19 protein-coding genes and 1 pseudogene are annotated in these 21705 nt (G+C 47.6%); 10 read left to right on the top strand and 10 right to left on the bottom strand.

Translation table 11 applies throughout. From position 1 onward, the window contains the following. The 6 genes from ACJ2PR_RS23940 to ACJ2PR_RS23915 form a co-directional block, all read left to right on the top strand. A partial coding sequence (locus ACJ2PR_RS23940; protein WP_446878827.1) for a sigma-70 family RNA polymerase sigma factor occupies positions 1 to 843 on the top strand: 843 nt, incomplete at its 5' end. A gap of 41 nt (positions 844 to 884) precedes the next feature. Further along, positions 885 to 2120, top strand: a complete 1236-nt coding sequence (locus ACJ2PR_RS23935) for a DUF1822 family protein (RefSeq protein ID WP_446878826.1) — start codon at positions 885 to 887, stop codon at positions 2118 to 2120. Beyond that, complete coding sequence (locus ACJ2PR_RS23930; RefSeq protein WP_446878825.1) at positions 2117 to 4417, top strand: CHASE2 domain-containing protein; 2301 nt, start codon at positions 2117 to 2119, stop codon at positions 4415 to 4417. The genes ACJ2PR_RS23935 and ACJ2PR_RS23930 overlap by 4 nt, the downstream gene beginning before the upstream one ends. Before the next feature lie 167 nt (positions 4418 to 4584). Beyond that, on the top strand, positions 4585 to 5340 hold the full coding sequence (locus ACJ2PR_RS23925) for a DUF928 domain-containing protein (RefSeq protein ID WP_446878824.1): 756 nt from the start codon (positions 4585 to 4587) through the stop codon (positions 5338 to 5340). A 201-nt stretch (positions 5341 to 5541) separates the two neighbouring features. After that, positions 5542 to 5673 (top strand): hypothetical protein, encoded by a 132-nt coding sequence (locus ACJ2PR_RS23920; protein ID WP_446878823.1) that lies wholly within the window; start codon positions 5542 to 5544, stop codon positions 5671 to 5673. Between the two features lie 483 nt (positions 5674 to 6156). After that, complete coding sequence (locus ACJ2PR_RS23915; protein WP_446878822.1) at positions 6157 to 7188, top strand: 5'-methylthioadenosine/S-adenosylhomocysteine nucleosidase; 1032 nt, start codon at positions 6157 to 6159, stop codon at positions 7186 to 7188. Positions 7189 to 7334: 146 nt separating this feature from the next. Here the strand turns inward: ACJ2PR_RS23915 and ACJ2PR_RS23910 are convergent, their stop codons facing one another. The 4 genes from ACJ2PR_RS23910 to bchB form a co-directional block, all read right to left on the bottom strand. After that, complete coding sequence (locus ACJ2PR_RS23910; RefSeq protein ID WP_446878821.1) at positions 7335 to 7685, bottom strand: hypothetical protein; 351 nt, start codon at positions 7683 to 7685, stop codon at positions 7335 to 7337. A gap of 196 nt (positions 7686 to 7881) precedes the next feature. Next, a complete protein-coding gene (locus tag ACJ2PR_RS23905; protein ID WP_446878820.1) occupies positions 7882 to 8310 on the bottom strand; it encodes a type II toxin-antitoxin system VapC family toxin in 429 nt (142 codons plus the stop codon). Then, positions 8307 to 8645: a hypothetical protein gene (locus ACJ2PR_RS23900; protein ID WP_446858562.1), complete on the bottom strand. Its 339-nt coding sequence runs from the start codon at positions 8643 to 8645 to the stop codon at positions 8307 to 8309. Before ACJ2PR_RS23900 ends, ACJ2PR_RS23905 begins: the two co-directional genes overlap by 4 nt. Before the next feature lie 267 nt (positions 8646 to 8912). Beyond that, entirely contained in the window at positions 8913 to 10439 is a 1527-nt protein-coding gene (gene bchB, locus ACJ2PR_RS23895) for a ferredoxin:protochlorophyllide reductase (ATP-dependent) subunit B (RefSeq protein WP_446878819.1), read from the bottom strand. 32 nt (positions 10440 to 10471) lie between these two features. Between bchB and ACJ2PR_RS23890 the strand changes: the two genes are divergently transcribed. Then, entirely contained in the window at positions 10472 to 10606 is a 135-nt protein-coding gene (locus tag ACJ2PR_RS23890; RefSeq protein WP_446858564.1) for a hypothetical protein, read from the top strand. A 328-nt stretch (positions 10607 to 10934) separates the two neighbouring features. On the opposite strand, the gene gyrA is transcribed toward ACJ2PR_RS23890, so the two are convergent. Beyond that, positions 10935 to 13631: a DNA topoisomerase (ATP-hydrolyzing) subunit A gene (gene gyrA / locus ACJ2PR_RS23885; protein WP_446878818.1), complete on the bottom strand. Its 2697-nt coding sequence runs from the start codon at positions 13629 to 13631 to the stop codon at positions 10935 to 10937. Positions 13632 to 13961: 330 nt separating this feature from the next. Between gyrA and ACJ2PR_RS23880 the strand changes: the two genes are divergently transcribed. Further along, positions 13962 to 15152 (top strand): TRC40/GET3/ArsA family transport-energizing ATPase, encoded by a 1191-nt coding sequence (locus ACJ2PR_RS23880; RefSeq protein WP_446858566.1) that lies wholly within the window; start codon positions 13962 to 13964, stop codon positions 15150 to 15152. A gap of 103 nt (positions 15153 to 15255) precedes the next feature. Here ACJ2PR_RS23880 and ACJ2PR_RS23875 read toward each other — a convergent pair whose 3' ends face one another. Together ACJ2PR_RS23875 and ACJ2PR_RS23870 are read right to left on the bottom strand one after the other, a co-directional pair. After that, the gene (locus ACJ2PR_RS23875) at positions 15256 to 15474 is read right to left on the bottom strand and encodes a hypothetical protein (protein WP_446878817.1); all 219 of its coding nucleotides are present in this window, start codon (positions 15472 to 15474) and stop codon (positions 15256 to 15258) included. Positions 15475 to 15945: 471 nt separating this feature from the next. Next, a pseudogene (locus ACJ2PR_RS23870) lies at positions 15946 to 17123 on the bottom strand (ISL3 family transposase). Between the two features lie 108 nt (positions 17124 to 17231). Here ACJ2PR_RS23870 and ACJ2PR_RS23865 point away from each other — a divergent pair. Together ACJ2PR_RS23865 and ACJ2PR_RS23860 are read left to right on the top strand one after the other, a co-directional pair. Further along, positions 17232 to 17597 carry a hypothetical protein gene (locus ACJ2PR_RS23865; RefSeq protein WP_446875226.1) on the top strand — a complete coding sequence of 122 codons (366 nt, stop codon included), beginning with the start codon at positions 17232 to 17234 and terminating at the stop codon, positions 17595 to 17597. 78 nt (positions 17598 to 17675) lie between these two features. Further along, positions 17676 to 18170 (top strand): M17 family peptidase N-terminal domain-containing protein, encoded by a 495-nt coding sequence (locus ACJ2PR_RS23860; RefSeq protein ID WP_446878816.1) that lies wholly within the window; start codon positions 17676 to 17678, stop codon positions 18168 to 18170. A 328-nt stretch (positions 18171 to 18498) separates the two neighbouring features. Here the strand turns inward: ACJ2PR_RS23860 and ACJ2PR_RS23855 are convergent, their stop codons facing one another. The 3 genes from ACJ2PR_RS23855 to ACJ2PR_RS23845 are packed head-to-tail and all read right to left on the bottom strand — an operon-like array spanning position 18499 to position 21623. Next, positions 18499 to 19341: a hypothetical protein gene (locus ACJ2PR_RS23855; RefSeq protein WP_446878815.1), complete on the bottom strand. Its 843-nt coding sequence runs from the start codon at positions 19339 to 19341 to the stop codon at positions 18499 to 18501. Continuing rightward, positions 19341 to 19562, bottom strand: coding sequence for a hypothetical protein (locus tag ACJ2PR_RS23850; protein WP_446878814.1), 222 nt, complete (start codon positions 19560 to 19562; stop codon positions 19341 to 19343). The genes ACJ2PR_RS23855 and ACJ2PR_RS23850 overlap by 1 nt, the downstream gene beginning before the upstream one ends. Before the next feature lie 33 nt (positions 19563 to 19595). Next, a complete protein-coding gene (locus ACJ2PR_RS23845; RefSeq protein WP_446878813.1) occupies positions 19596 to 21623 on the bottom strand; it encodes an FtsK/SpoIIIE domain-containing protein in 2028 nt (675 codons plus the stop codon). Positions 21624 to 21705 lie beyond the last annotated feature (82 nt).

Below are 21705 nucleotides of genomic sequence, written 5' to 3'. Positions count from 1 at the left end.
ATTCTCAAAGCCTGTGATCCAGAACAGCGGGCCAGTCTCAAAACGTATGCGAGTACAGCATTTAGCAACATTATTCGTGATTACTTACGGCAACGTCGAGAAATTGATTTTTGTACCGATTGGGGATTGCTGCTAAAACTCAGTCGCAAACGCTTGATCGAATCTTTAGAAAACGCTGGAATTAATAGCGAGGTAATTGAAAATTACACACTGGCATGGACATGTTTTACGTCGCTCTATATTCCTAAAAAATCACCTGAGTTACGAAAAAGTTCTCCCCCCGATCGAGACACCTGGATCGCAATTACCAATCTCTACAATTCCCAAACCCACCGCGCTAAAGCGACTCCAGAATCACTCGAACGCTGGCTGACTGTGTGTGCGAGTCGATCGCGAGACTATTTGTATCCCTCGGTGACCTCGCTCAATTTGCCCAAATCTGGAGACATGACGGGTGAGCGCCAAGATGACTTATCTGATCCGATGCAGGAGTCTTTGTTAAACGATTTGATTGCTCAAGAAGAGGAGCACGATCGTCAGACTCAGCAAGGTCAAGTTCATGCCGTTCTGATCGCAAGTTTAGGCAAGCTGGATACTCAAGCTCAGGATCTTCTGCGGCTCTATTATCAAACTGGTTTAACCCAACAGCAAATCGCCCAGCAGTCCGGCATTCCTCAATACACAATATCGCGCAAGCTGTCAAAGGCACGAGAAACCTTATTACGCTCTCTCACCCAATGGAGCCAGGAAACGCTGCATATCTCGCCCACCTCCAACGTGATTAAGCATATCAGTACAGTTTTAGAAGAATGGCTACAAGAAACCATGAGGCACGAAAGATGACCAAAACGCTTTCCTAGCACTCATTTTCACCTTCCTCGGCATTGCTCAATCAGGGTACAGCAATCTCCCGTAGTCAGTCTAAACGCTGGAAGAAGGCAAAATCATCCCTCCTCGCTCCTCACTCCTCACTCCTCACTCGTCACCTCCCCATGCAAACGCTCACCCAACTTCAGCTAGAAATCCTGCCAGACGTGCAGTCTGAATCTTGGCAAGTCGCTCAATCCTGCACCACGGTTACCGCTCAATGGAACACTTATTTGAATCAAGTTAGTCTCAGTATATTCTTACCGTGGTTACGATCGCACTACGCCCCCCAAGCATCGCTACACCCAAGTTTGTGGAATTTTGTGAATGGGACGGCGATTACTTTAGGCGACCGTTTAAACAACAAGCGGCTGATTTTAATTCCTGATAAAACGATCGATACTAGCGAACTGCGAATTCCTCAAGAATGGGTTGATTTGACGAATTGGGCGGGAGACTATTATCTAGCAGTGCAGGTCAATCCTGATGAGGGCTGGGTCAGGGTTTGGGGCTATACGACGCATGAACAGATTAAAGCGATCGCCACCTATGATGAGCGCGATCGGACTTATTGTTTGGATGCTCAAGATTTGATTCAAGATTTGACGGTGCTTTGGGTGGTGCGCCAGCTTAATCCGACTGAGGTGACTCAGGCAGCGATCGCGCCTTTGCCAACGATTCAACCTGCTCAGGCAGACAATTTACTCCAACGGCTCACCAATCCCGCTCTCCTTCAGCCTCGATTAGAGGTGCCGTTTGCTTTATGGGGCGCACTATTGGAACGAGCAGATTGGCGGCAGCGGCTTTCAGGATCGACATCCAGACGAGTTCAACTGGGTCAATGGTTGCAAAATGTGTTTGAGGAAGGCTGGCAGTCGTTAGAGAGCCTTTTGGGACGCGACGAATTTGCGTTTAATCTGCGGCAAGTGGAGTTGAGTGAGGCGGCCGTGAGGCGCGTTAAATTATTGAATCTTTCCGATCGCGCCCTCTTATTATTAGTCACTCTAGAACCCGAAGCCGACGGCAGAATTGGGGTGCGATCGCAGCTTCGATCTCGTGACGCTTCATTCAATCTTCCTGCAAATCTACAACTGTCTTTGATCTCATCGATGGGTGAAATGATTCAATCGGTACAGTCTCGGCCCCAGGATGATGTGATTCAACTGCGACGGTTTCGGTCAGCTTTGGGGACTCAGTTTAGCTTGCAGGTGGCCATCGACGATACCGTAATCACAGAAGATTTTCAGCTATGAGTCATCTAGTTGTTTTGAATTTAGGAAACGGTGACTGGCAGACGGGTTTGTCTAATGTGATTGCTCAACTGTGGGAAGCGGATCAGTCTCAGCCAATGCAGTTTACGGGCAGTTTGCCGCCGATGCCAGAATTGGGTGACCTGTATGAACGCTGGCGATCGCTCTATGAGGCGTTGTATTCCAATTTGGGATGGCGACGATCGACAGAATTCAATGCAGAATTTGACATTGACGAAGCCGATCTCACTCACATTTCGCATTCAGAATTTAGCAGTCTGAGTGATGAGTTACGACATGAGATCAATCGCTGGCTCAGTACCCATCAGTTTCAAAAAATTGAACGGCAGCTACGCACTCGATTGAATCAGTTTGATGAGATTCGAGTGATTGTCGTGGCAGATAATTCAGAATTGCTAAAATTACCCTGGTGCTTATGGGATTTTTTAGAAGACTATCCAAAAGTAGAAATCGCTTTAAGCTTACCTGAATATACGAGAGCGATTAAAACAAATCATGCCAAAAGCAATACCAAAGTTAAGATTCTAGCAATCTTGGGCGATCGTAAAGGAATCGATCTTGATCGTGACCAACAACTCCTCAAACAGCTTCCTCGAACCGAACTCAAATTTTTAGTCGAACCACAAGCAAAAGACTTAACCCAACAGCTTTGGCAACCCGGATGGGATGTGCTGTTTTTTGCGGGACACAGTTCTAGTCAAGGCAAAGGACGCATTCAAATTAACCACACCGAAAGTCTGACGATTGACCAGCTTAAATACGGACTCCGCAAAGCGATCGCCAATGGGTTAAAGCTGGCAATTTTTAATTCCTGTGATGGGCTGGGACTGGCGCGAGATCTGGCCGATCTGCATTTGCCTCAAGTGATTGTCATGCGAGAATCGGTGCCCGATCGCGTCGCTCAAGAATTTCTCAAACACTTTCTCACCGCCTTTTCTAGTGGACAGTCGCTCTACACCGCCGTTCGAGAAGCCCGCGAAAAATTACAGCCGTTAGAAGCCGATTTCCCTTGCGCCACCTGGCTCCCCGTCATTTGTCAAAACCCTGCCGAAGTGCCCCCAACCTGGCAAGACTGGTGTGGCAAACCTGCGATCGCTTTTCCTCGACCGACTCGCCACGACTTGCAAAAAATTCTTCTCAGCAGTTTAGCGGTCACCAGCTTGATCACCGGAATTCGCTGGCTTGGCTGGCTCCAACCGACAGAATTAGCCGCCTTTGACACCTTGACACGATCGCGCCCCGCCGAAAATCCTGATCCCCGTTTGCTGGTCGTCACTATCACCGAAAAAGATATGCAGGCTCAAGGGCCCGAACCTCGTCAAGGATCACTGTCTGAGCGTACCCTCAGCCGCCTCCTCGCCAAACTAGAAGACGCTGAACCGTTGGCGATCGGACTCGACATTTACCGAGATTTTCCGGCTAGTTCTCCAGACTTAAAGCAGCAGTTAAATCAACCCAACCTGATCGCCATCTGCAAGCGTCCGGCTCCGCCCGATGACCCCGCCGGGATTTTGCCCCCGCCCGAAGTGCCCGAAGAACAAGTTGGCTTTAGTGATTTTGTCCAGGATTCAGATGGAGCCATTCGCCGTCACCTGCTGTTTATGTCGCCCAATCCGACTTCTCCCTGCACGCCTGCCTATGCCTTCAATCTTCAGCTTGCGTTTCGCTACTTAAATGCGCGGGACATTGCGCCCAAATTTACTCCCGACGGCGACCTGCAATTAAAGAACGTCACCTTTCCGAGTTTTGAAGGGCGAGTCGGCGGCTACCAAACGATCGATACTCGCGGCAATCAAATTCTGCTCAACTACCGTCACCCTCAAGCAATCGCACAACAAGTCACACTGACGCAAATTCTCAATGGACAGGTCAATCCTCGTGCCATTCGCGATCGTATTGTGTTGATTGGCGTTGCGTCTCCCAACAGTGGCGATTACTGGTCAACTCCCTATGGCACTTCTCTATCGAGCAAACTTCCTGGCGTGTTGATTCAGGCGCAAATGGTCAGCCAAATTCTCAGCGTGGTATTTGATGGTCGTCCCTTGCTGTGGGTGTGGAGTCAGTGGGGCGAAGTAATTTGGATCGGCGGCTGGTCGCTTGTAGGCGGAATCCTCGGCTGGCGATTTGAAAAACTAGCTCTAGTAGGCAGTGGAGTTTTAGCGATCGTCCTCCTCACCGGACTGGGCTGGCTGCTCTTTTTACAAGGGGGATGGGTGCCGATCGTGCCGCCTGTTCTGACATTAGTTTTGACCAGCATTCCGTTAATCAAATACAAGTGAACTCGATCAAGTTTTTTGCGTCGTTGGTTAAATCTCCTGCCCCCAACCTCCCAATTCTGAGAGACTCCATAACCCGACCAGCCGAAAGGCAAACACAACCATCCCTCCTCCCTCCTCCCTCCTCCTCCTCCTCCTCCCTCCTCCCTCATTCTTAAACTCAGGAAATTATGAAATCGTTTTTCCAAACCAGCACAGTAATTTTGATTCTAATTTTGAACGTTTTTACAGTGCCTCAAGCTCAATCCAAACCTATCGCCACACCTCAAAAACCTGCCCAAAAACGCCCGGCAAAATCGATTCGCTTTGTGCCGCCGACTCCTCCTGATCCGGGCGAACCGGGTGGACGTGGACAAGGGGGAGGTAGTCGAGGCGCGTGTCGTCCGTATGAAGCGGTGAATGCCCTGCTTCCCCAATCGGGTTGGGGATTGACGACGAGCGATCAACCCACACTCTGGCTCAATTTGCCGCAGGGGTTAGAAGCAGGGGTGGCGATCGCGTGGGTGTTGCGCGACGAAGCTGGAAACCCAATTCTGAAGACCCGATTCAAAGCACCCAAAACGCCGCCTGGAGTCATCAGTCTTTCTGTACCACCGACAACTGGCTTAAAGGTTAATCAAACTTATCGCTGGACAGTCTCGATTTACTGCGACCCTCAAGAGCCAGACGAGCCTATAACCCTTCGAGGCAGAATGACGCGATCGGTCTTGTCTCCCAAACTGCAAGCTCAAATCGCTGCTGCCACGCCATTAGAAAAAGCAACTCTCTACGCTGAAAACGGCATCTGGTACGACAGTCTAACCACTTTAGGACTTCAACTACAAGCGCAGAAAGACCCGGCAACCGCCGCCGCCTGGACTGATCTCTTGCAACAAGAAAAGCTAGTTCACTCTGGAGCGATCGTCCCTTGCTGCACCATCAAATAGTCACCATCAAATAATCACCATCAAATAACGTGGATTTCATGGGATTGTTCGATTTGGTCAACGAGTCAGGTTGTCACTCGTGAGGGGCTTTTTGAACCAGAAATCTTGATCGAAAGTCCCCCAGAATTGGCAGCTTGGGGAGCAGAAAACTTGAATCACGAAGCGAAAGAGCGTCGTCGAACTGACACTAAGGATCGTGAATTGAATAAGATTGATGATTGCCTGGTTGCTTCGCCCCCTAAATCCCCCAGTCTGGGAGACTTTGAGAAAGCAGACATTCTAGAATTTAAGGCAGTTTCGCGGTTCAAAGTCCGCCAAATTTGGGGAATTTAGGGGGCAGAAGCCGAATCAAACGAAGCGAAACCGCGAGAATTACAGGTTGTTTAATTCACGATCCTAAGTATCTAGCTGAAACGCTAAGAAGCTTCTGAAGGGGCTTCACAAATGTTGATCTAAAAACACCTGTTGCAACACAAGATTACACGTCTTATCAATTGATTTCACAACAGCAAAGACAGCACAAATCACAACATTGCGCTGAATCTCTACGGTATTAAAAAATACAACATCTCCGACAATCCTGTGATTAGCTAAACGAAGTCTGGATTTATCTGTCAAGCTGAGGGCATTTTGCTGGGTTGAGGATTGATTTCAGATCATATTCTCTCCCGACTTAGATCCTTTCGCCACGAAAAGCAAAGACGATTGATTGATTCAGCATCTACTCAGGGTTGCTAAGAGCTGCGATCGATCTCGATCGTTTGTCGATCTGCGATGAAAAATCAGAGATGAAATCTACCGTATCAGGAGATGCCAATGCCTTTTTCGAGAATCAAACGCGCCTGCGCTGTCGCCCTATTTTGTCTAACGCTGAGTGCCACCCAACTCAACGCCCAACCCAAAAAACCCAAAGGCTGTCTAACCGAGTGTCAACCCCGGATTGGGATTGTTTCAGCGTTTGGCGGTGAGGCAGAAGTTCTCTTAGCAGAAACCACCAATAAGCAGGAATATATCGTCAACGGCAATGTCTATACAACGGGCATTCTCAGAGGTAAGCGTGTGGTGATTGTCTTGACGGGGATTAGTATCGAGAATGCGACGATGGTGACGCAACTGACGATCGACCATTTCAATATTCATCATCTGCTGTTGAGCGGCATTGCGGGTGGGGTCAATCCTGATTACAAAGTGGGCGATGTGATGATTCCTAGACGCTGGGCACAGCCGCTAGAAGTGTATTGGAGCGCCAACAGCGCCGTACCTGCCCCCTGCGGAACGCCGAGAGACTTGTCTTGCCTGGGGTTAAAGCTGTCTCGATTTACCAGTCAGCCTAATTCTGATTTTCAGATTCCGACTCCTAATGGGCCGGTGGGGACAGGTTTATTTATGCGCGATACCTTTGTTCGCAACAACTCCAACTTTCCCAACGGCGAGTTTAAGTTTGACTATGCGGCTGACCCAGAAATGTATGCGGTGGCTCAGACCGTTGCGCCTAAGCTCGATCGCTGTGGCCCCAAAAATCCATCGCTCTGTGTGGCCGTTCAGCCGCGAATCCGCCGGGGAGGTCGGGGCATCTCTGGGCCAGCGTTTTTGGCAAATCCTGACTATCGCCGATATGTGTTCAATACCATTCGCGCCGTGTCGGTGGATATGGAAACGACGGCGTTTGCCCATGTCGCTTATGCCAACGAAATTCCGTTTATTGCCTTCCGCAGCTTATCAGACCTGGCCGGAGGCGACGATTCTACCGATGTCAGCGCGCTGTTTGCTAGTGGACTTGCCGAAAGCAATTCATCCAGAGTCACCCTGGGCTTTTTGGAAGCGTGGTCAAAGAAATATCCAGAATGATCATTTGCACAACCATTGCACAACAATAAGACAGGAATTCTAGGTCAAAGTCCCTCACTTGGAGAAGACTTAGGGAGCATTTTTGGATGGAGAATCACAACGAAGAATTGCATTGAATTTACGTTGAACAGGGGTCGAGTTTGGGCTTATTGGGCAGGCTGCGATCGCAGATCTTGCAGTTCGTTTTTTAGCCGTTTGTTGAGTCGTCCGATTACCCAATAACCTGGTTGACTAAACGGGCGGTATTGCTCAGACTCCCACAAATGGGTAAAGAAATAGTCCCACATTCTCGACAGTGCATCTGCATAAAAAGGCTGCTCCTCTGCCGTCGGATGATAGAGAACGTCTGCCTCTTGAATCCGTCTAACTAACTCGTGGTATAACCTGCGTCGCGCTAAACCACCAGGTGCAAAATCAACGCCTTGCTCAATCAACTCGCGCAGTTCTAAATCCAGCGCCGTCAACTCATACTTAGGTTGCTCATCGGGTAACTGCATTTCTACCTCCTCTAAGTTCACATGAGAACTGCACCCAACATTGCCTTATACGAGTCCAACGCTGGCGATCATGAGATTTATATAGAATTTCAAATAAATTTTTCGATGAGTTTCATCTGTGGAAGATGTCTAACCCGATCGCGATTCTAGATGGATATCACTTAAAGCTATTCTGGATTGACGGTAGAGCGATCGTTTACACCGTCCAATCTTCAATCAAGAGGTTTGGAACCTGGGAAAAGTCACGGTAGTTGCGCGTTACTAATGTTGCATTTTGAGAGAGTGCAATTGCAGCAATCCGCATATCTCTCTGCAATTTTTGTTTCGACAATGAAGGTTTCTCTTGTAGAAGTTTTGCCAACTGCTTAGAGGCAGTCACCTCAAAACCTAGAATTGGCACTTTCTTACAAAGTAGAATTGTCTTATAAAACTTTTCATAGAGCTTAACAAGTTCTTCTGTGCTTTTAGCACTGTTAATTCGGACAATCCAACCATTAAAAAGCTCTTGAACCGTCACGATCGAAATTGCAACATCGACTCCATTTACCACAATATACTGGCTCACCACTGGATGTCTCTGCAACAGCAAAGAAGCTGTATCTGTGTCTAAAAGCCAAAGCGTCATTCCATTAGTTCCATTTCGTCAAATCCGCGTTCTCGTCTCAGTTCTGCTGTAATTTCAGCAAAATCAGCATCCCCTTCATACAGCCCAATAAACTCAGTCCAAGGATTTTTAGTCGAGTGAGATAATACAATCTCTATATCTAACGGCATAACCTGTGCATGGTTTAAATGCTCAGTCACCATTTGACGCAACTGATCGATCGCGTCTTCTCGCGTAGCTGCTGTCACCCGACAGTCGGGCATTTCTACAACCGATGCCATAACTTGTCCAGTTTCAGTTTGCTGAAGCATCATGTGAAGCTTTAAGGTTTGCGTCTGCGGTGTTGATAAGACCATAGGAGATCGCTAGAGAGACTGAATTGATCATAACAGTTCTAATTATTCAGAACGCCCGCCTTCGTGATAGCTGCCTGTGTTTGAGTTAATTAACAGCATTTTGATAATCTTTTGAATTCCCTGATCGTTCATAAAAATAGGGGACGCGATTGCCCCCCAAAAACGCTAGTAGTCTGACAAAAACAAAATGAGGGATGTAGACACTCCCAAACCAATGGAAGCAATTTTTTCATCCCTCATCCCTCATCCTTCATCCCTTCGAGAAGCCTACGCTCCCACCGCCTCTTTGGCCGCGTACATCGCCTCAACGGTAATCTCAGAAAGTCCCCGCTCACGAGCAAACTTCTCGGTATTACGTTTGATTTTGCCGCGCACAAATCCAGGAACTTTATTCAATTCGGCTTGAGCGTCCTTCGTCCAGTTCATATCCGAATCGGCAGACATGCCCTTGGTAATGACTTCTTTGGTGTCGTGTCCGCCGAAGATTTCTAACAGGTGATCTTCCATGCCCAATGTGAAGGAGTTGTAGACCAGATCAGCGACTTGATTGGTGCCCTCATAGGCAAGGAAGGGTTTGTAGCCGATCGGGAAGTCTTGCACATGAATGGGAGCCGAAATCACACCGCAGGGAATGCGTAACCGTTTACCGACGTGGCGTTCCATCTGGGTGCCAAAAATGGCGGAGGGTTCGATACGAGCTATCGCGTCTGCAATTGCGCCGTTATCATCGCTGATCAGGACTTCATCGCAGTATTCACTCACCTGATCGCGAAACCATTTCTCATCGTATTTGCAATACGTTCCGGCCATGACAACGTGAATGCCCATTTCCCGTGACAAAATTTTGGTCATTGCGGCAGCGTGAGTGTTGTCACCAAAGACGACGGCTTTTTTGCCTGTGAGATTTTGGCAATCGATCGAGCGTGAAAACCAGGCGGCTTGAGACACATGCAGCGTTTGATTTTCGATGAACTCTGCGTAGTCAACAGCTGCTCCTTGAGCATTCAGCACTGCTTGAATTTTGCGAATGCAGCGAGCCGTTTCTACCACACCCATCGGGGTAATGTCCACAAACGGCATGTCAAATTCTTCTTGCAAAAACTGCGCCGCCATTAAGCCCATTTCTCGATAAGGCACCAGATTAAACCAGGCTTTGGGCAGATTTTTTAGCTCTAGAACCGAGGCTCCCTCTGGGATCACAGCATTCACTTCGATTCCCAAATCTGCCATCAATCGCTTCAGTTCGGTACAATCGTGGTGATTATGGAAGCCAAGAGAAGAGATTCCAATAATGTTAACTGAAGGGTTCGCAGTTTTGCCTTCGGGCAGTTCGCCCTTCTTTTTAGCTTTGGCGATGTAGTATTGCACGATCTGTTGGAGAGTCCGATCGGCTGCCTGCAATTCGTTATAGCGATAGTGATTGACATCTGCCAACAGCACATCGCCTTTAGAATCTAGCTGCGCTCGTTGCACAAAATTTCCCAAGTCTTCTTGCAAAATGCTCGACGTGCAGGTGGGAGTCAGCACAATCAGATCAGGGTGTTCTTCAGCATCTTTGCGGGTGATGTTGTCTACTACTTTTTCTTGAGAACCGCGTGCCAGCACATTGCGATCGACCGAGCTAATGGTCACAGGCGTAAAGTTGCGATCGCGCTCCAACATTGATCGCATGACATTAAAGTAGTCATCGCCGATCGGGGCGTGCATGATGGCATGAACATTTTTGAAAGAACTGGAAACGCGGAGGGTGCCAATGTGGGCGGGGCCTGCATACATCCAGTAAGCCAATTTCATACGGTGTCTTCCTTAATGTTGAGGGGGTGGGTGTGGGGAACTATCCCTGGTGTCCGCTTCCCGATGGGGTTTTATCGCTTTCTGATTGTCTCAAAGATGGTGAAATCGTGGGCGATCGCTCCAATCCAGAATTTGCAGAGGATCAAGTGGCTGAAATTCAAGGCTGACGGGCGATGTAGAGATTTTGAACTGAAACTAAAGAGGGTGCGATCGCAACGATTCTTATTGCTTCGTGATGTTCTGCAAGGCTGATGTCGGTTGCTTTGGCGATTATGACAGCGCTTTGGACTTTAAACGCTGGACGTTGAGCGGCAATCTAATCTGAAAGTTCCCCAGAATTGGGGAGTTGGGGGGCAGAAGCACCAAAGAACGAAGCGAGAAAATTCCATCAAACTCACCTCAAAAAGGGAGTAAACCAGATTCAAAGTCTCCCTTCTAAACGCAAAAAAAGGGGCAGATTGCTCTACCCCAGGAGGCGTTTAAACTTTGATAAGATTATTCGTCTGTTGCGTCGGGTGTATCTGTCTCAGGTTCAGTTGTGACCGATTCATCTGCTATGACATCCGCCACAAGTCCGCTGGCAGCCAATTCTAGCGCTTCTTCTCCATTGGTCGGAGGCACGATCGCCACAGCCGCGATCGCATCATCTTCATCTAACCGTTGGACACGCACCCCAGTCGCCGCACGAGACTGAGACGAAATCGCATTAACCGCTTGTCGAATGATGATACCACGACTCGTGACCATCATCAATTCTGCGCCTTCGTTGACGATGTGTAGGGCAGCGAGGGTGTCCCCTTTTTTGCGGAACTTGGTCACCACAATCCCCATTCCTGCTCGATTTTGCAATCGGAACTGCGTCACCGGAACTCGCTTACCGTAGCCGCCATTCGTCACGACCAAAATCCACGGCCCAGAGGGTGCCTTGAGTTCTGCGGTTTCAGAATCAGCCGTCTCGTCTAGCATCACATCTTCATCAATTTCGACCTCTTCATCAATCAGCCCGGCTTCTTGTGCCTGTGCCACATCTGCCACAATCTGACCCGGAAGAATCGCCATCCCCACCAGACTGTCACCCTTGCGAAGCGACATCGATCGCACCCCACGCGTGGCCCGACCCAACGGCCGAAGCTGTTCGTGATTGACGCGGAAGTGAATTGATCGCCCCTGACTCGTCCCAATAATGATGCTGTCATCAACACAGGCCAGCCGCACCCAGCGCAGTTGATCGCCTTCCTCCAGTGAAATCGCGATCAGTCCGTTGGCGCGAATGTTACCAAACGCAGCGAGAGCCGTCTTTTTGATGTAGCCCTTGTTGGTCAACATCACCAGATATTCGTTGTCGCTAAACTCGCTGACGGGAATGATCGAAGTGATTTTTTCGTCATGAGGAATCGGCAGAAGCTGCACGATCGGCATTCCTCTCGCCGTCCGAGATGCGGTGTGAATCTGGTAAGCTTTGGCATGGTAGACAACGCCGCGATCGCTAAAGAACAAAACGCTATCGTGATCGCAACAGGTGAGAAAATGCTCCACCGCGTCGTCTTCTTTCATCCGCGCTCCTGCTTTGCCACGAGTCGCCCGATTTTGAGACTCAAACGCATCGACGGGCATCCGCTTGATGTAGCCTTGCTCCGTGAGGAGAATCACCGCTTTTTCGTTGGCAATTAAGTCAATGTCGCCTAGCTCATCTTCAGACTGTTCGATAATGGTGCGACGAGGATTGGCGTGGGCGGCCCGCAGTTCGGTGACCTCGGTTTCGATGATTTCGAGAACTCGTTCGCGTCGGGCGAGAATGTCTTGCAGGTCAGCAATTTGAGTCTGCAAATCATCGTGTTCTTGCTGAATCTTCTCGGCTTCTAAGGCCGTCAATCGACGCAGTTGCATTTGCAGAATCGCATCCGCTTGCGCTTCAGATAGACCGTAGGATTCGATCAGTTCTTGTTTGGCGGTAGGCGCGTCGGCGGCGTGACGAATCAGGGCAATGATGCGATCGAGATTCGCCAAGGCAATCAGCAAACCTTGCAGCAGATGGTCACGTTCTTCGGCTTTGCGAAGCTGCCAGCGAGTCCGACGGGCGATCGTCTCAATCCGAAAATCCAAAAAGACTTGTAGAAAGCTGCGAATCGTCAGCAGTTGCGGTTCGTTATTAACCAGCGCCAGCATGTTCGCCCCAAAGTTGGACTGGATGGGGGTTTGCTTGTACAGGTTGTTCAAGACGACACGCGGGTAGGCATCCCGACGCAACTCGATCACAATTCTCATGCCATCGCGATCGCTCTCGTCTCGAATGTCAGAAATGCCGTCAATTTTCTTGTCGTTGACCAGTTCGGCAATCTTTTCGATCAGGGCTGCTTTATTGGTTTGGTAGGGCAACTCGGTAACGATGATGGCTTCGCGATCGGGTCGGCCGCGATGTTCGATAGTTTCGATCGTCGCCACTCCGCGCATGGTGACAGAACCGCGACCCGTCGTATACGCATCTCGAATTCCACTGCGACCGAGAATCTGCCCCCCCGTGGGAAAGTCAGGGCCAGGAATGTACTGCATCAACTCCAAATCGGTCAGATCGGGATTGTGAATCAGCGCAACCAAGCCATCGATAATCTCGCCTAAATTGTGCGGCGGAATATTCGTTGCCATGCCGACTGCAATCCCCGAAGATCCATTCAGCAATAGTTGAGGAATCCGCGCTGGAAGGACGGTCGGTTCTTGCTGAGAGCCATCAAAGTTATCGGCGAAGTCAACCGTTTCAGCCTCAATATCTCGCAACAGAGCGTTCCCTGTCAGCGCTGCCAGACGACACTCGGTATATCGCATCGCGGCAGGCGGGTCATTGTCGATCGACCCAAAGTTACCATGACCACTGATCAACGGAGTCCGCATTGAGAAGTCTTGCGCCATCCGCACCAAAGCGTCATAAACCGCCGTATCGCCGTGAGGGTGAAATTTACCCAACACCTCCCCGACCACCCGCGCACATTTACGAAAGGGGCGATCGGCGCTCAGCCCCAGTTCGTGCATGGCGTAGAGGATGCGACGATGCACCGGTTTTAGACCATCTCTAGCATCGGGTAGCGCCCGCCCTACGATCACGCTCATCGCGTATTCCAGGTACGATCGCTGCATCTCACCCCGGAGATCTGTAGGGACGATCCGATCTTGAGAAGGCGGCTCCTGGGAGAATGTCATATCGTGAAAAGCTCCGAAAGTGTGAATTTTGACCCGCGAACAGAAGAAACCTAGAAAGTATACTCGCCAGGTCTACGAATGTCTAAATTTTATCATATTGGGAGGCTTTCGTGGGGCTGAAGGCCGCGTGGAATCTAGGGTTTTGGCTGGTACAGAGGGATCGAGCGCTAGCGGGAATTTGAGGACGATCGTACTAGCGAGAGGGAGGAGGGAGGAGGGAGGAGGACTTTCTCAGGTCGCCCTTTGCGTAGAGGCACAAACCTGGTTTCCTGTGAGACAATGGGTTAGGTAAACGAATGTAAACAATTCTCAGACAGGACTCGATCGACCATGCGCGTAATTTTGATGACAGGCAAAGGAGGCGTAGGCAAAACCTCTGTAGCCGCCGCCACCGGACTAAAATGTGCTGAACTTGGTTATCGAACCCTTGTCCTGAGTACCGATCCGGCTCACTCGCTCGCAGACAGTTTTGACCTGGAGTTGGGCCACGAACCTAAGCTCGTCCGCCCTAATCTCTGGGGCGCAGAATTAGATGCCCTGATGGAGCTAGAAGGCAACTGGGGAGCCGTCAAACGCTACATCAGCCAAGTTTTGCAGGCACGAGGCTTAGAAGGCGTACAGGCAGAAGAGTTGGCGATTCTGCCAGGCATGGATGAAATCTTTGGACTGGTGCGGATGAAGCGGCACTACGACGAAGGCACGTTTGATGTCTTGATCATTGACTCCGCCCCAACTGGGACGGCTCTACGACTCCTCAGCCTGCCTGAAGTTGGCGGATGGTACATGCGAAAATTCTACAAGCCATTACAGGGAATTTCGGTCGCGCTGCGTCCCTTAGTAGAACCGATTTTTCGTCCCTTAGTAGGCTTCTCGCTGCCTGACAAAGAAGTCATGGATGCGCCCTATGAGTTTTATGAGCAGATCGAAGCGCTCGAAAAAGTCTTGACCGACAACACACAAACTTCAGTCCGACTGATCACAAACCCTGAAAAAATGGTGATCAAAGAATCGCTGCGGGCCCACGCCTATCTGAGTTTGTACAATGTTGCAACCGATATGATCGTCGCCAATCGCATCATTCCAGAATCCGTCACCGATCCCTTCTTTCAACGCTGGAAGGAAAACCAAACGCAATATCGTCAAGAAATTCACGACAACTTTTCGCCCTTGCCTGTCAAAGAAGTGCCGTTGTATTCAGAGGAGATGTGCGGACTGGAAGCGCTCGATCGCCTCAAAGAAACCCTCTACCCCGGCGATGAAGATCCCGCGCAAGTCTACTACAAAGAAACGACGCTGCGAGTGGTGCCAGAGCAAGGCGGCTACAACCTGGAACTCTACTTACCAGGAATTGCCAAAAGTCAGGTCGAGTTGAGCAAAACAGGCGACGAGTTAAACATTCGCATCGGCAACCATCGACGCAATCTAGTCTTGCCACAAGCGTTAGCCGCGCTCAGTCCATCGGGCGCAAAAATGGAAGACGACTATCTCAAGATTCGGTTTTCTGACCCCGCAAAAGTTTAGATTGTGGAATAACGGTGAAGCTTAATGGCTAACAACCTTTGCTTCACCATCAAGATCTCTGTTTCTTCCGTTGCAGCACAGGATTAGGCTGCGGGCTTCCTGGCTATGGCATTGATTCGATCAATGCTCTTAATGCTTTGTTCACGAATTCAGGCGTTGTAAAAACCTGAGCTACATCCTCATCTAGAACGACAACCGTTAAGGTCTGCGTCTCATCACGAGCAGCAAACCGATTGGGCTTCGTCTTCTGGTAATCAAAGCGATATTCGGCTAGAAGCTCGTCTTGAGAATTCTGTGTAGGGTCAGAGGACGTTTTGCTCATAATTCTCACGCTCTTTGCGAGTAGAGACGGGCACTCATGATACAGATACCACTCGATCGCTCAGTAAAGGCAATCAACCGCAATCGATTTTGCTGAGAGTGACCAACAATAATCTCTCTTCTTCAGATTCGCGGTTGCTTTTGACTGATCCCACTCAAACTCCATGCCTAGATCATATTTGATCGTTTAAAGAGTGTAGTAGCCTTATGCGGAGGTCTGCTGTAATTGTCTGCTCCAACGTAGAGCTAGGTGGCGCAGTTACGGTTTAGATTTCACCAAAAAGCTGAGTAATCAAGCTCTTTCGATACGGACGGTGCTTTGCCTTTCTCATTAACTAAAATTCTCAGGTTGTGGGCGTTGCGATAGCTACGATCGAGATCACAAAAAACAAGCACACCCAGTTTCTTAGCGATCGCTTGACTAAGTTCTATGACTCGTTGTTCATCAAAAATCTTGATGTCTTCGGCTCTCCTAGACCTCGTGTGTAGAGTTTTGTGAAGCACCAAAGCAAGATAATAGCCTCAAACGGAAATGTTTGAAATTATGAAAACCGTAACCCTTCCGTTTAATGAGCTTAATTTTCGTGTTGATCCCCTCGGTCACTCCACTGGTGGTTCGATGCTCAAAGTAATTGCAAATACCATTCAGGTGCTCACGAATCATGTCCGCGGAATCTTGATAAAAAAGCTGAGCCAGTCGGTGCCATCGCTGAAATTTTATTTTGGCTGAGTGGATCGTTCTTGACTTTTCATAAATCTGGCTGAGGTCTTCTTTCAACTCATACGCAATCGTTAAACAAGGAAATGCTTTCAACCCTTCATCTAAGCGTTGTCTTTGCTCATCGCTCAACTCTTGTCGATTCTTCCACAGTAAATGCGGTAATCCTTTAAATTTCACCTTCATCTGTCGTCTTAAATGATTTAACTCCCGATTGATATGTTGCATCCCATGAAAGCGGTCATAGACAATCTTGGCGTTGGGAAACACCGCCTCAATGACTGCGGTGTAGCCGCCCCACCTATCCACACTCACTTCTTTCACCCCTGCTCTGACTTCGAGAGGATAGGCTTCCAGCATGGCTTTCACCTCCTCTTGTTTGTGGCTGTCCAGTACATCCAGTAGGGTATGTTGGTCGATGTCCACGACGGTTGTGACAAAATCTTGATGCCCCTTGTGCTGACTAAATTCATCCAAGCTTAAACGTTCCGGCAATGGCTCAACTTTTTTATGGTATGAACCGCCTGGGCATCAAAAATCTGGCGCACGGTGGCAATGCCCAGCCCTTCTCGGCGGCTCACCTCCTCCAAACTGGATTGCTTCACTTGTTCGTAAATCGCTTGGGCATAACGAGGCGTATAGGCATGTCGCCCACTCATAAACTCCAAGACTTCGCTATGAAATCGTTGACAGTGTTCACACTGAAACTGCCGTCGGGGAACTTGAAGATAGACCGGCTTGCCAAAGACCGGCAAGTCCCGAATCAGCACTGTGGTGGTTTGATTAATCCAATCTAAGGTCGCTCCACAATCGGGGCAAGCAATGGTTTGATTGAGACATTTAAGTTTCAAAAAAACGACTCCATCGACTTCATGACAACCATCGACGGTGACGTAGGGTAAGTGAAGGAGTGTATCCAGGTAGATGTCCATACCCCAACCTCGAAATGTACACTACTCTACAATTATCACACGAAGTCTAGGAGAGCCCGAACTTGTTTGGTACTAAAATGCTTTCACCTATTTTTCTAGCCAAAACTCATGACAACCGAAAATGGACTACCCGAAAGCAAAATTGATATTCTGATCGACCAAGTTGGCAGATTGACTGAAGTTGTGACTTATGGTTTCGTCGAAATTAAAGAAGCGAATCGGCAATTGGGCATCAAGCTTGACCAGCTAGGCGACAGAATTGAGCAAACGATCGCGGGTATTGAGGAAACCAATGTCAACATTAAAGAGACCAATGCCAACATTAAAGAGACCAATAACAGCATTAAAGAGACCAATACAAAGCTAGATGAAGCGGCTAGAGTTCGAGATAGACAGATCGATCGTCTCGTTGGCATTGTCGATCGTCAGTCTATGATGCTAGAAGAGATTTTGCGCCGTGAACAATCCGCCTGAGTCACAAATCTGCCCCGCGCTTCCCAAATTTTGATCGATACTGGAAATCAGTACTGAATCCAAGCAGAAAGGTAAGTAATGAAGCTACAAGCAACGGGAACTTCGCGGCTCGACTGGTCAGGAGATGGTCTGGCGATCGGCATTTTTGAAGACGAAATCGAACTCACGGGTGAACTGGCAGCCCTGGACGAAAAGCTGTCTGGCACGATTAAAGATTTGGTCGCTGATTTTGAATTTAAGGGCAAACCTGGCAGCACTGTCTCCACAAGAGTTGTGGGTAGCCCCATTCGCAAGCTGATTTTGGTGGGATTGGGCAAATCAGACGCGCTAAAGTTGGATGGTTTGAGACGTGCCGCCGCCGCCAGTGCCAAACTTGCCAAAAAAGAACGCTGCAAAACCCTGGGAATCAGCCTGCCTGTGTGGAATGGAGACGCTGCTTTGACCGCAGAAGCGATCGAGCTACGCATCGCATTTCTAGCTGAGTTGCAAACAGTAGTTGAGAGCGTCGAAATTATTGAAGCGATCGCTGTTTGTCGTGATCCAAAAGATGACAAATTTCTTGAACTAAGCTAATCGACTTTCAACTTGCACAAGCTAACTCTGCAACCCTTTTACAATAGGAAGCGGGCTATCAATCTAAATGTCGATCCGCTTAGCAGTCAGTGGTCGAGCTACCTGCATCCTCAGCAGTGATAAAGACCTCCTTGTACTTCATCCTTTTCAGGAAATTGAAATCGTGACACTAGCAGATTTTCTGTCACGCTGCTAATTTGTTTTCACTTGCAGGCGTTGCGGATGGGAGCGATCGTGTTCACTGCCTGCGATCAACAGCCCCAATCTCTGTCGATACTCTGCGAGTTCTTGAAATACATCACTCAACTCTTGCTTCCTAACAGGTTCTTTATTTGTTTCGCGGCTTGAGAAATACTGAACACTTAAAGAACAAGTATACAAGTTCGCGCTGCCAAGTTAAATCCCTATAAGTTGCCTGCATTGGCACGATACGAATTCTAACGCCATCAACGTGAGTGTGAAGGTTTTTCAAAAGGAGTCGGCCGTTCTCATAAGTGTCTGAAGGAAAATAAAGCCGTACTTCACCGCCTTGCGCCATACATTCAAGATTTTCATATTTTTTGATGACTTTTTGTAGATTGCATGTCTTAACCTTCTTCCATGCTTTTGCATCAATGACTACGTTACGAGAGGGAATATAGAAATCAGGATTTTGTTCATTAGAACTTATTTTTGATTGAAGAGATGGCTTTATCTGAATTAGTTCTATTTCCTGCTCAGTCAGCCTATCTTCTCCTTCCGGATCAACTAGCATCTTTAGTACAGTTATTTCACCCAGATCACCTAGCACCTTATTCTTTGAATTCTTGTAACGGTCAGGGACTGGATTATCCTTCAGGTCACTAAGCCGAATAGTAGGATCAGGATCGTAAACTACTGAAGCATCATAAGCAGTAGAGGTGAGGGGAATTACGACAGTTGATATCAATCCTGTAGATGCCAAAAAATTGTAAACGCCTACCGATGATTGAATAGAATCAGCAACATTTAAGACAGCCACAAGCTGCCTCACAACTTCGTTGCAGTTCTCAATAACACACTGAACATCAGGACTGAGATTATCAAGCCCAACACTCTGAAGACGATCAGCTTTGGCTCTAGTCTCACCCCAAAAATCGAAAGTTTGGTTAAGCAGATCTTGAAGCTCGCTACAACTTTCTAGAACACTCATTATCGACCTACAGTGTTCTGAATCTCTTCACCTTGTTCAATTACATTCTTAACTCGTGAAATTAGCTCGTTACAGGACTCAAGAATTGTTTGAACTTTTGTAGAAACTTCTCCAAGATCTGTTACTTCAAGCTGCCTAGCTTGTACGATCGTTTCTTCAAAGGACACGTTAGCTTCTTCCATCATTCTTTTTAGATCCTCTACCATATCAAGTACTGTCATCCTTGCCTCCAAAATTGTTAAAGTTTTGAGTTTTCATCGAATCGGTTGCTCCCAGATTTCATCAGAAATGTAGGGAATTCTAACGATTGTAGGTGACTTTGGGTTATAAGAAGTACCTCTATGCACAGCCGTACCTGAAGGTAGTCCAAGTGCTGCATGATTGCCAAGTAAACCGAAGCTTTCAGTCTCATTCGCTACTCGCAGTACTACTCTTTCTTCAATACACGCCTTTATTTGTTTAGTAAGTAGATCGGGACTCTGACTACAGTAGACAATATGTATACCAGTTACACGAGCTTGAGAGGCTAATATAGTGAGGCATTTCTCAATCTCTTTTTTAGTTGTGCTATCAGCAGTTTGAATGAAAAATGCCTCATCAATAATGAGGAAGGTACGGTTCTCTGTTCTACCAGATTTTTGCTTGAGTCCTTTAAGGCTTCTAGTCTTGAGAGAAAGCATTAACTCTCTCCGCCTCTCATGTTCTCCACATAGTTCTTTCAGAAGTCCTGCAAATTTCTCAACCTCGGTAACCATTCTGATGTTTTCATACTGGTTTGCAACAATTTGGAAATGTAATCCAGCTTGAAAATCCGCCAGAAATATTTGACTGAGTGGATTAGCATACAGAAGCTGATAAATAAGGAAGAACAAGAAATTTGTTTTACCAGCACCAGTAGTTCCAGCAACAACGCGATGGGGGCACTTTTCCCAGTTAGAAATGCACGGACTTCCATCCTCGCCGATTCCAACAATATACGCATCCTCAGTTATCTCATAGCTATGTTTTTGAATTAGCTCTGTAATCTTTAATCTGTTTAAAGAATCATCAGATTTTTCTTTATGAGATTCCTGCTCTTCATAGTTGCCAGAAAAAATGTCTAATGGTGTAAAAATTTTAAGGAAGCCAACGATCTCTTGATACGTAGTAATTTGACTGAGCGGCTTTAGATGTCCAATCTCTGGGAGACTAGAGTGATTGATTCTAGAAAACGCTGGGCTAGATCCTCGAACTAAGTCTTCTTGAGCGAGTTCACTTGATGATGAGTTCTCGCTACTGGAAAAACTCAGATTGGGTTGGTGAGTTTCATTGAAATTAGAAGGCACGATCGGGAAATTGAGAGAACCATCATCAAGGCTATTAAGCAACCCCGCAGAGCTAATCGTTTCCTTAATTAACCTGTGCTGTAGACTTTTGCCAGGTTCTTTTTGCCAGCCGTCCCACTCTGAATTCTTAGCAACTTGAACAATGCGGGTTGCCTGCAAACTATCTAAAAATCTTGGATCATCAGAGTTGAAAGTGACGATTGGATCAGTTTTCCGACCTATATCATTTCTGCTAACAACCTCTAACAAAGTATGCAGGATGGCAAATGTATCTCCTACGTTTTTTCCTAAAGCTTTAATGCTGTAATTGAAAAGCTGACCCTTGGAATAACAATCCTGATACCTTCTGTACAAGTCAAGCTCATGCCTTACAGAGCCATTTCTAGCTTGACTGTTACTGAGGCGAGTTACTAAATCATTGATTGCATTGCTCCAAAGCGCCTGCTCATCTGGAGAATCATAAGTTTTGAGCGTAATTTCTAAGACCAATTTTTCATAAGATGCTCCATCTAGAAGCTCTAATAAAGAGAAGTGGTTATCTAGTAGGCTTGTTTCAAATAAGTGGGGCAGGTAGCCTGTGAAACCTGGCTTCTCTACAAACTCATTACACTTAACGATCTCACCGATTGAGTTGATCCAATCAAGATCAGAAAAAATATCATCTTGATGATCCAAGACAAAGAATTGACTTAAGCTCCCTTTCGTTAAAAGACTAAATAGCTTTAGACACAACTCATTTCTCTCGCTTTCTTCTTGACTATTAATAAGTATGAAGAGCTTAAGCCTCCGCTCACTTGAGGGATCATATAAGTATCTCAATGAGAATGTGAGGCTCTGGCATACTTTGATTAAGGAATGAAGCAAAGCCTCATAATCGTAGTGACGAAAGAGATTTTGAAAATTGAAAGTACTCTCCTTTAAATTCATCTCAAAACATAGAGGAAAATTTTGGCTCACAGCTACTTCCCATTTAGTAATAAATCTTCTACTTTTTCCATTTATCTGACAACATGTTGAGATTTTCTTGTAAACTTTCACA

The sequence above is a fragment of the Phormidesmis sp. 146-33 genome, from assembly GCF_052939515.1.
The sequence above is the reverse complement of the archived record's forward strand: the minus strand, read 5'-3'. Positions and strand labels throughout refer to the sequence as shown.

Bases quoted from the DNA above. Each gene is read 5' to 3' on its own strand.
- ACJ2PR_RS23930 (WP_446878825.1), top strand. From the start codon at position 2,117: ATGAGTCATCTAGTTGTTTTGAATTTAGGAAACGGTGACTGGCAGACG.
- ACJ2PR_RS23925 (WP_446878824.1), top strand. From the start codon at position 4,585: ATGAAATCGTTTTTCCAAACCAGCACAGTAATTTTGATTCTAATTTTG.
- ACJ2PR_RS23915 (WP_446878822.1), top strand. From the start codon at position 6,157: ATGCCTTTTTCGAGAATCAAACGCGCCTGCGCTGTCGCCCTATTTTGT.
- ACJ2PR_RS23910 (WP_446878821.1), bottom strand. From the start codon at position 7,685: ATGCAGTTACCCGATGAGCAACCTAAGTATGAGTTGACGGCGCTGGAT.
- ACJ2PR_RS23905 (WP_446878820.1), bottom strand. From the start codon at position 8,310: ATGACGCTTTGGCTTTTAGACACAGATACAGCTTCTTTGCTGTTGCAG.
- ACJ2PR_RS23900 (WP_446858562.1), bottom strand. From the start codon at position 8,645: ATGGTCTTATCAACACCGCAGACGCAAACCTTAAAGCTTCACATGATG.
- bchB (WP_446878819.1), bottom strand. From the start codon at position 10,439: ATGAAATTGGCTTACTGGATGTATGCAGGCCCCGCCCACATTGGCACC.
- gyrA (WP_446878818.1), bottom strand. From the start codon at position 13,631: ATGACATTCTCCCAGGAGCCGCCTTCTCAAGATCGGATCGTCCCTACA.
- ACJ2PR_RS23880 (WP_446858566.1), top strand. From the start codon at position 13,962: ATGCGCGTAATTTTGATGACAGGCAAAGGAGGCGTAGGCAAAACCTCT.
- ACJ2PR_RS23875 (WP_446878817.1), bottom strand. From the start codon at position 15,474: ATGAGCAAAACGTCCTCTGACCCTACACAGAATTCTCAAGACGAGCTT.
- ACJ2PR_RS23865 (WP_446875226.1), top strand. From the start codon at position 17,232: ATGACAACCGAAAATGGACTACCCGAAAGCAAAATTGATATTCTGATC.
- ACJ2PR_RS23860 (WP_446878816.1), top strand. From the start codon at position 17,676: ATGAAGCTACAAGCAACGGGAACTTCGCGGCTCGACTGGTCAGGAGAT.
- ACJ2PR_RS23855 (WP_446878815.1), bottom strand. From the start codon at position 19,341: ATGAGTGTTCTAGAAAGTTGTAGCGAGCTTCAAGATCTGCTTAACCAA.
- ACJ2PR_RS23850 (WP_446878814.1), bottom strand. From the start codon at position 19,562: ATGACAGTACTTGATATGGTAGAGGATCTAAAAAGAATGATGGAAGAA.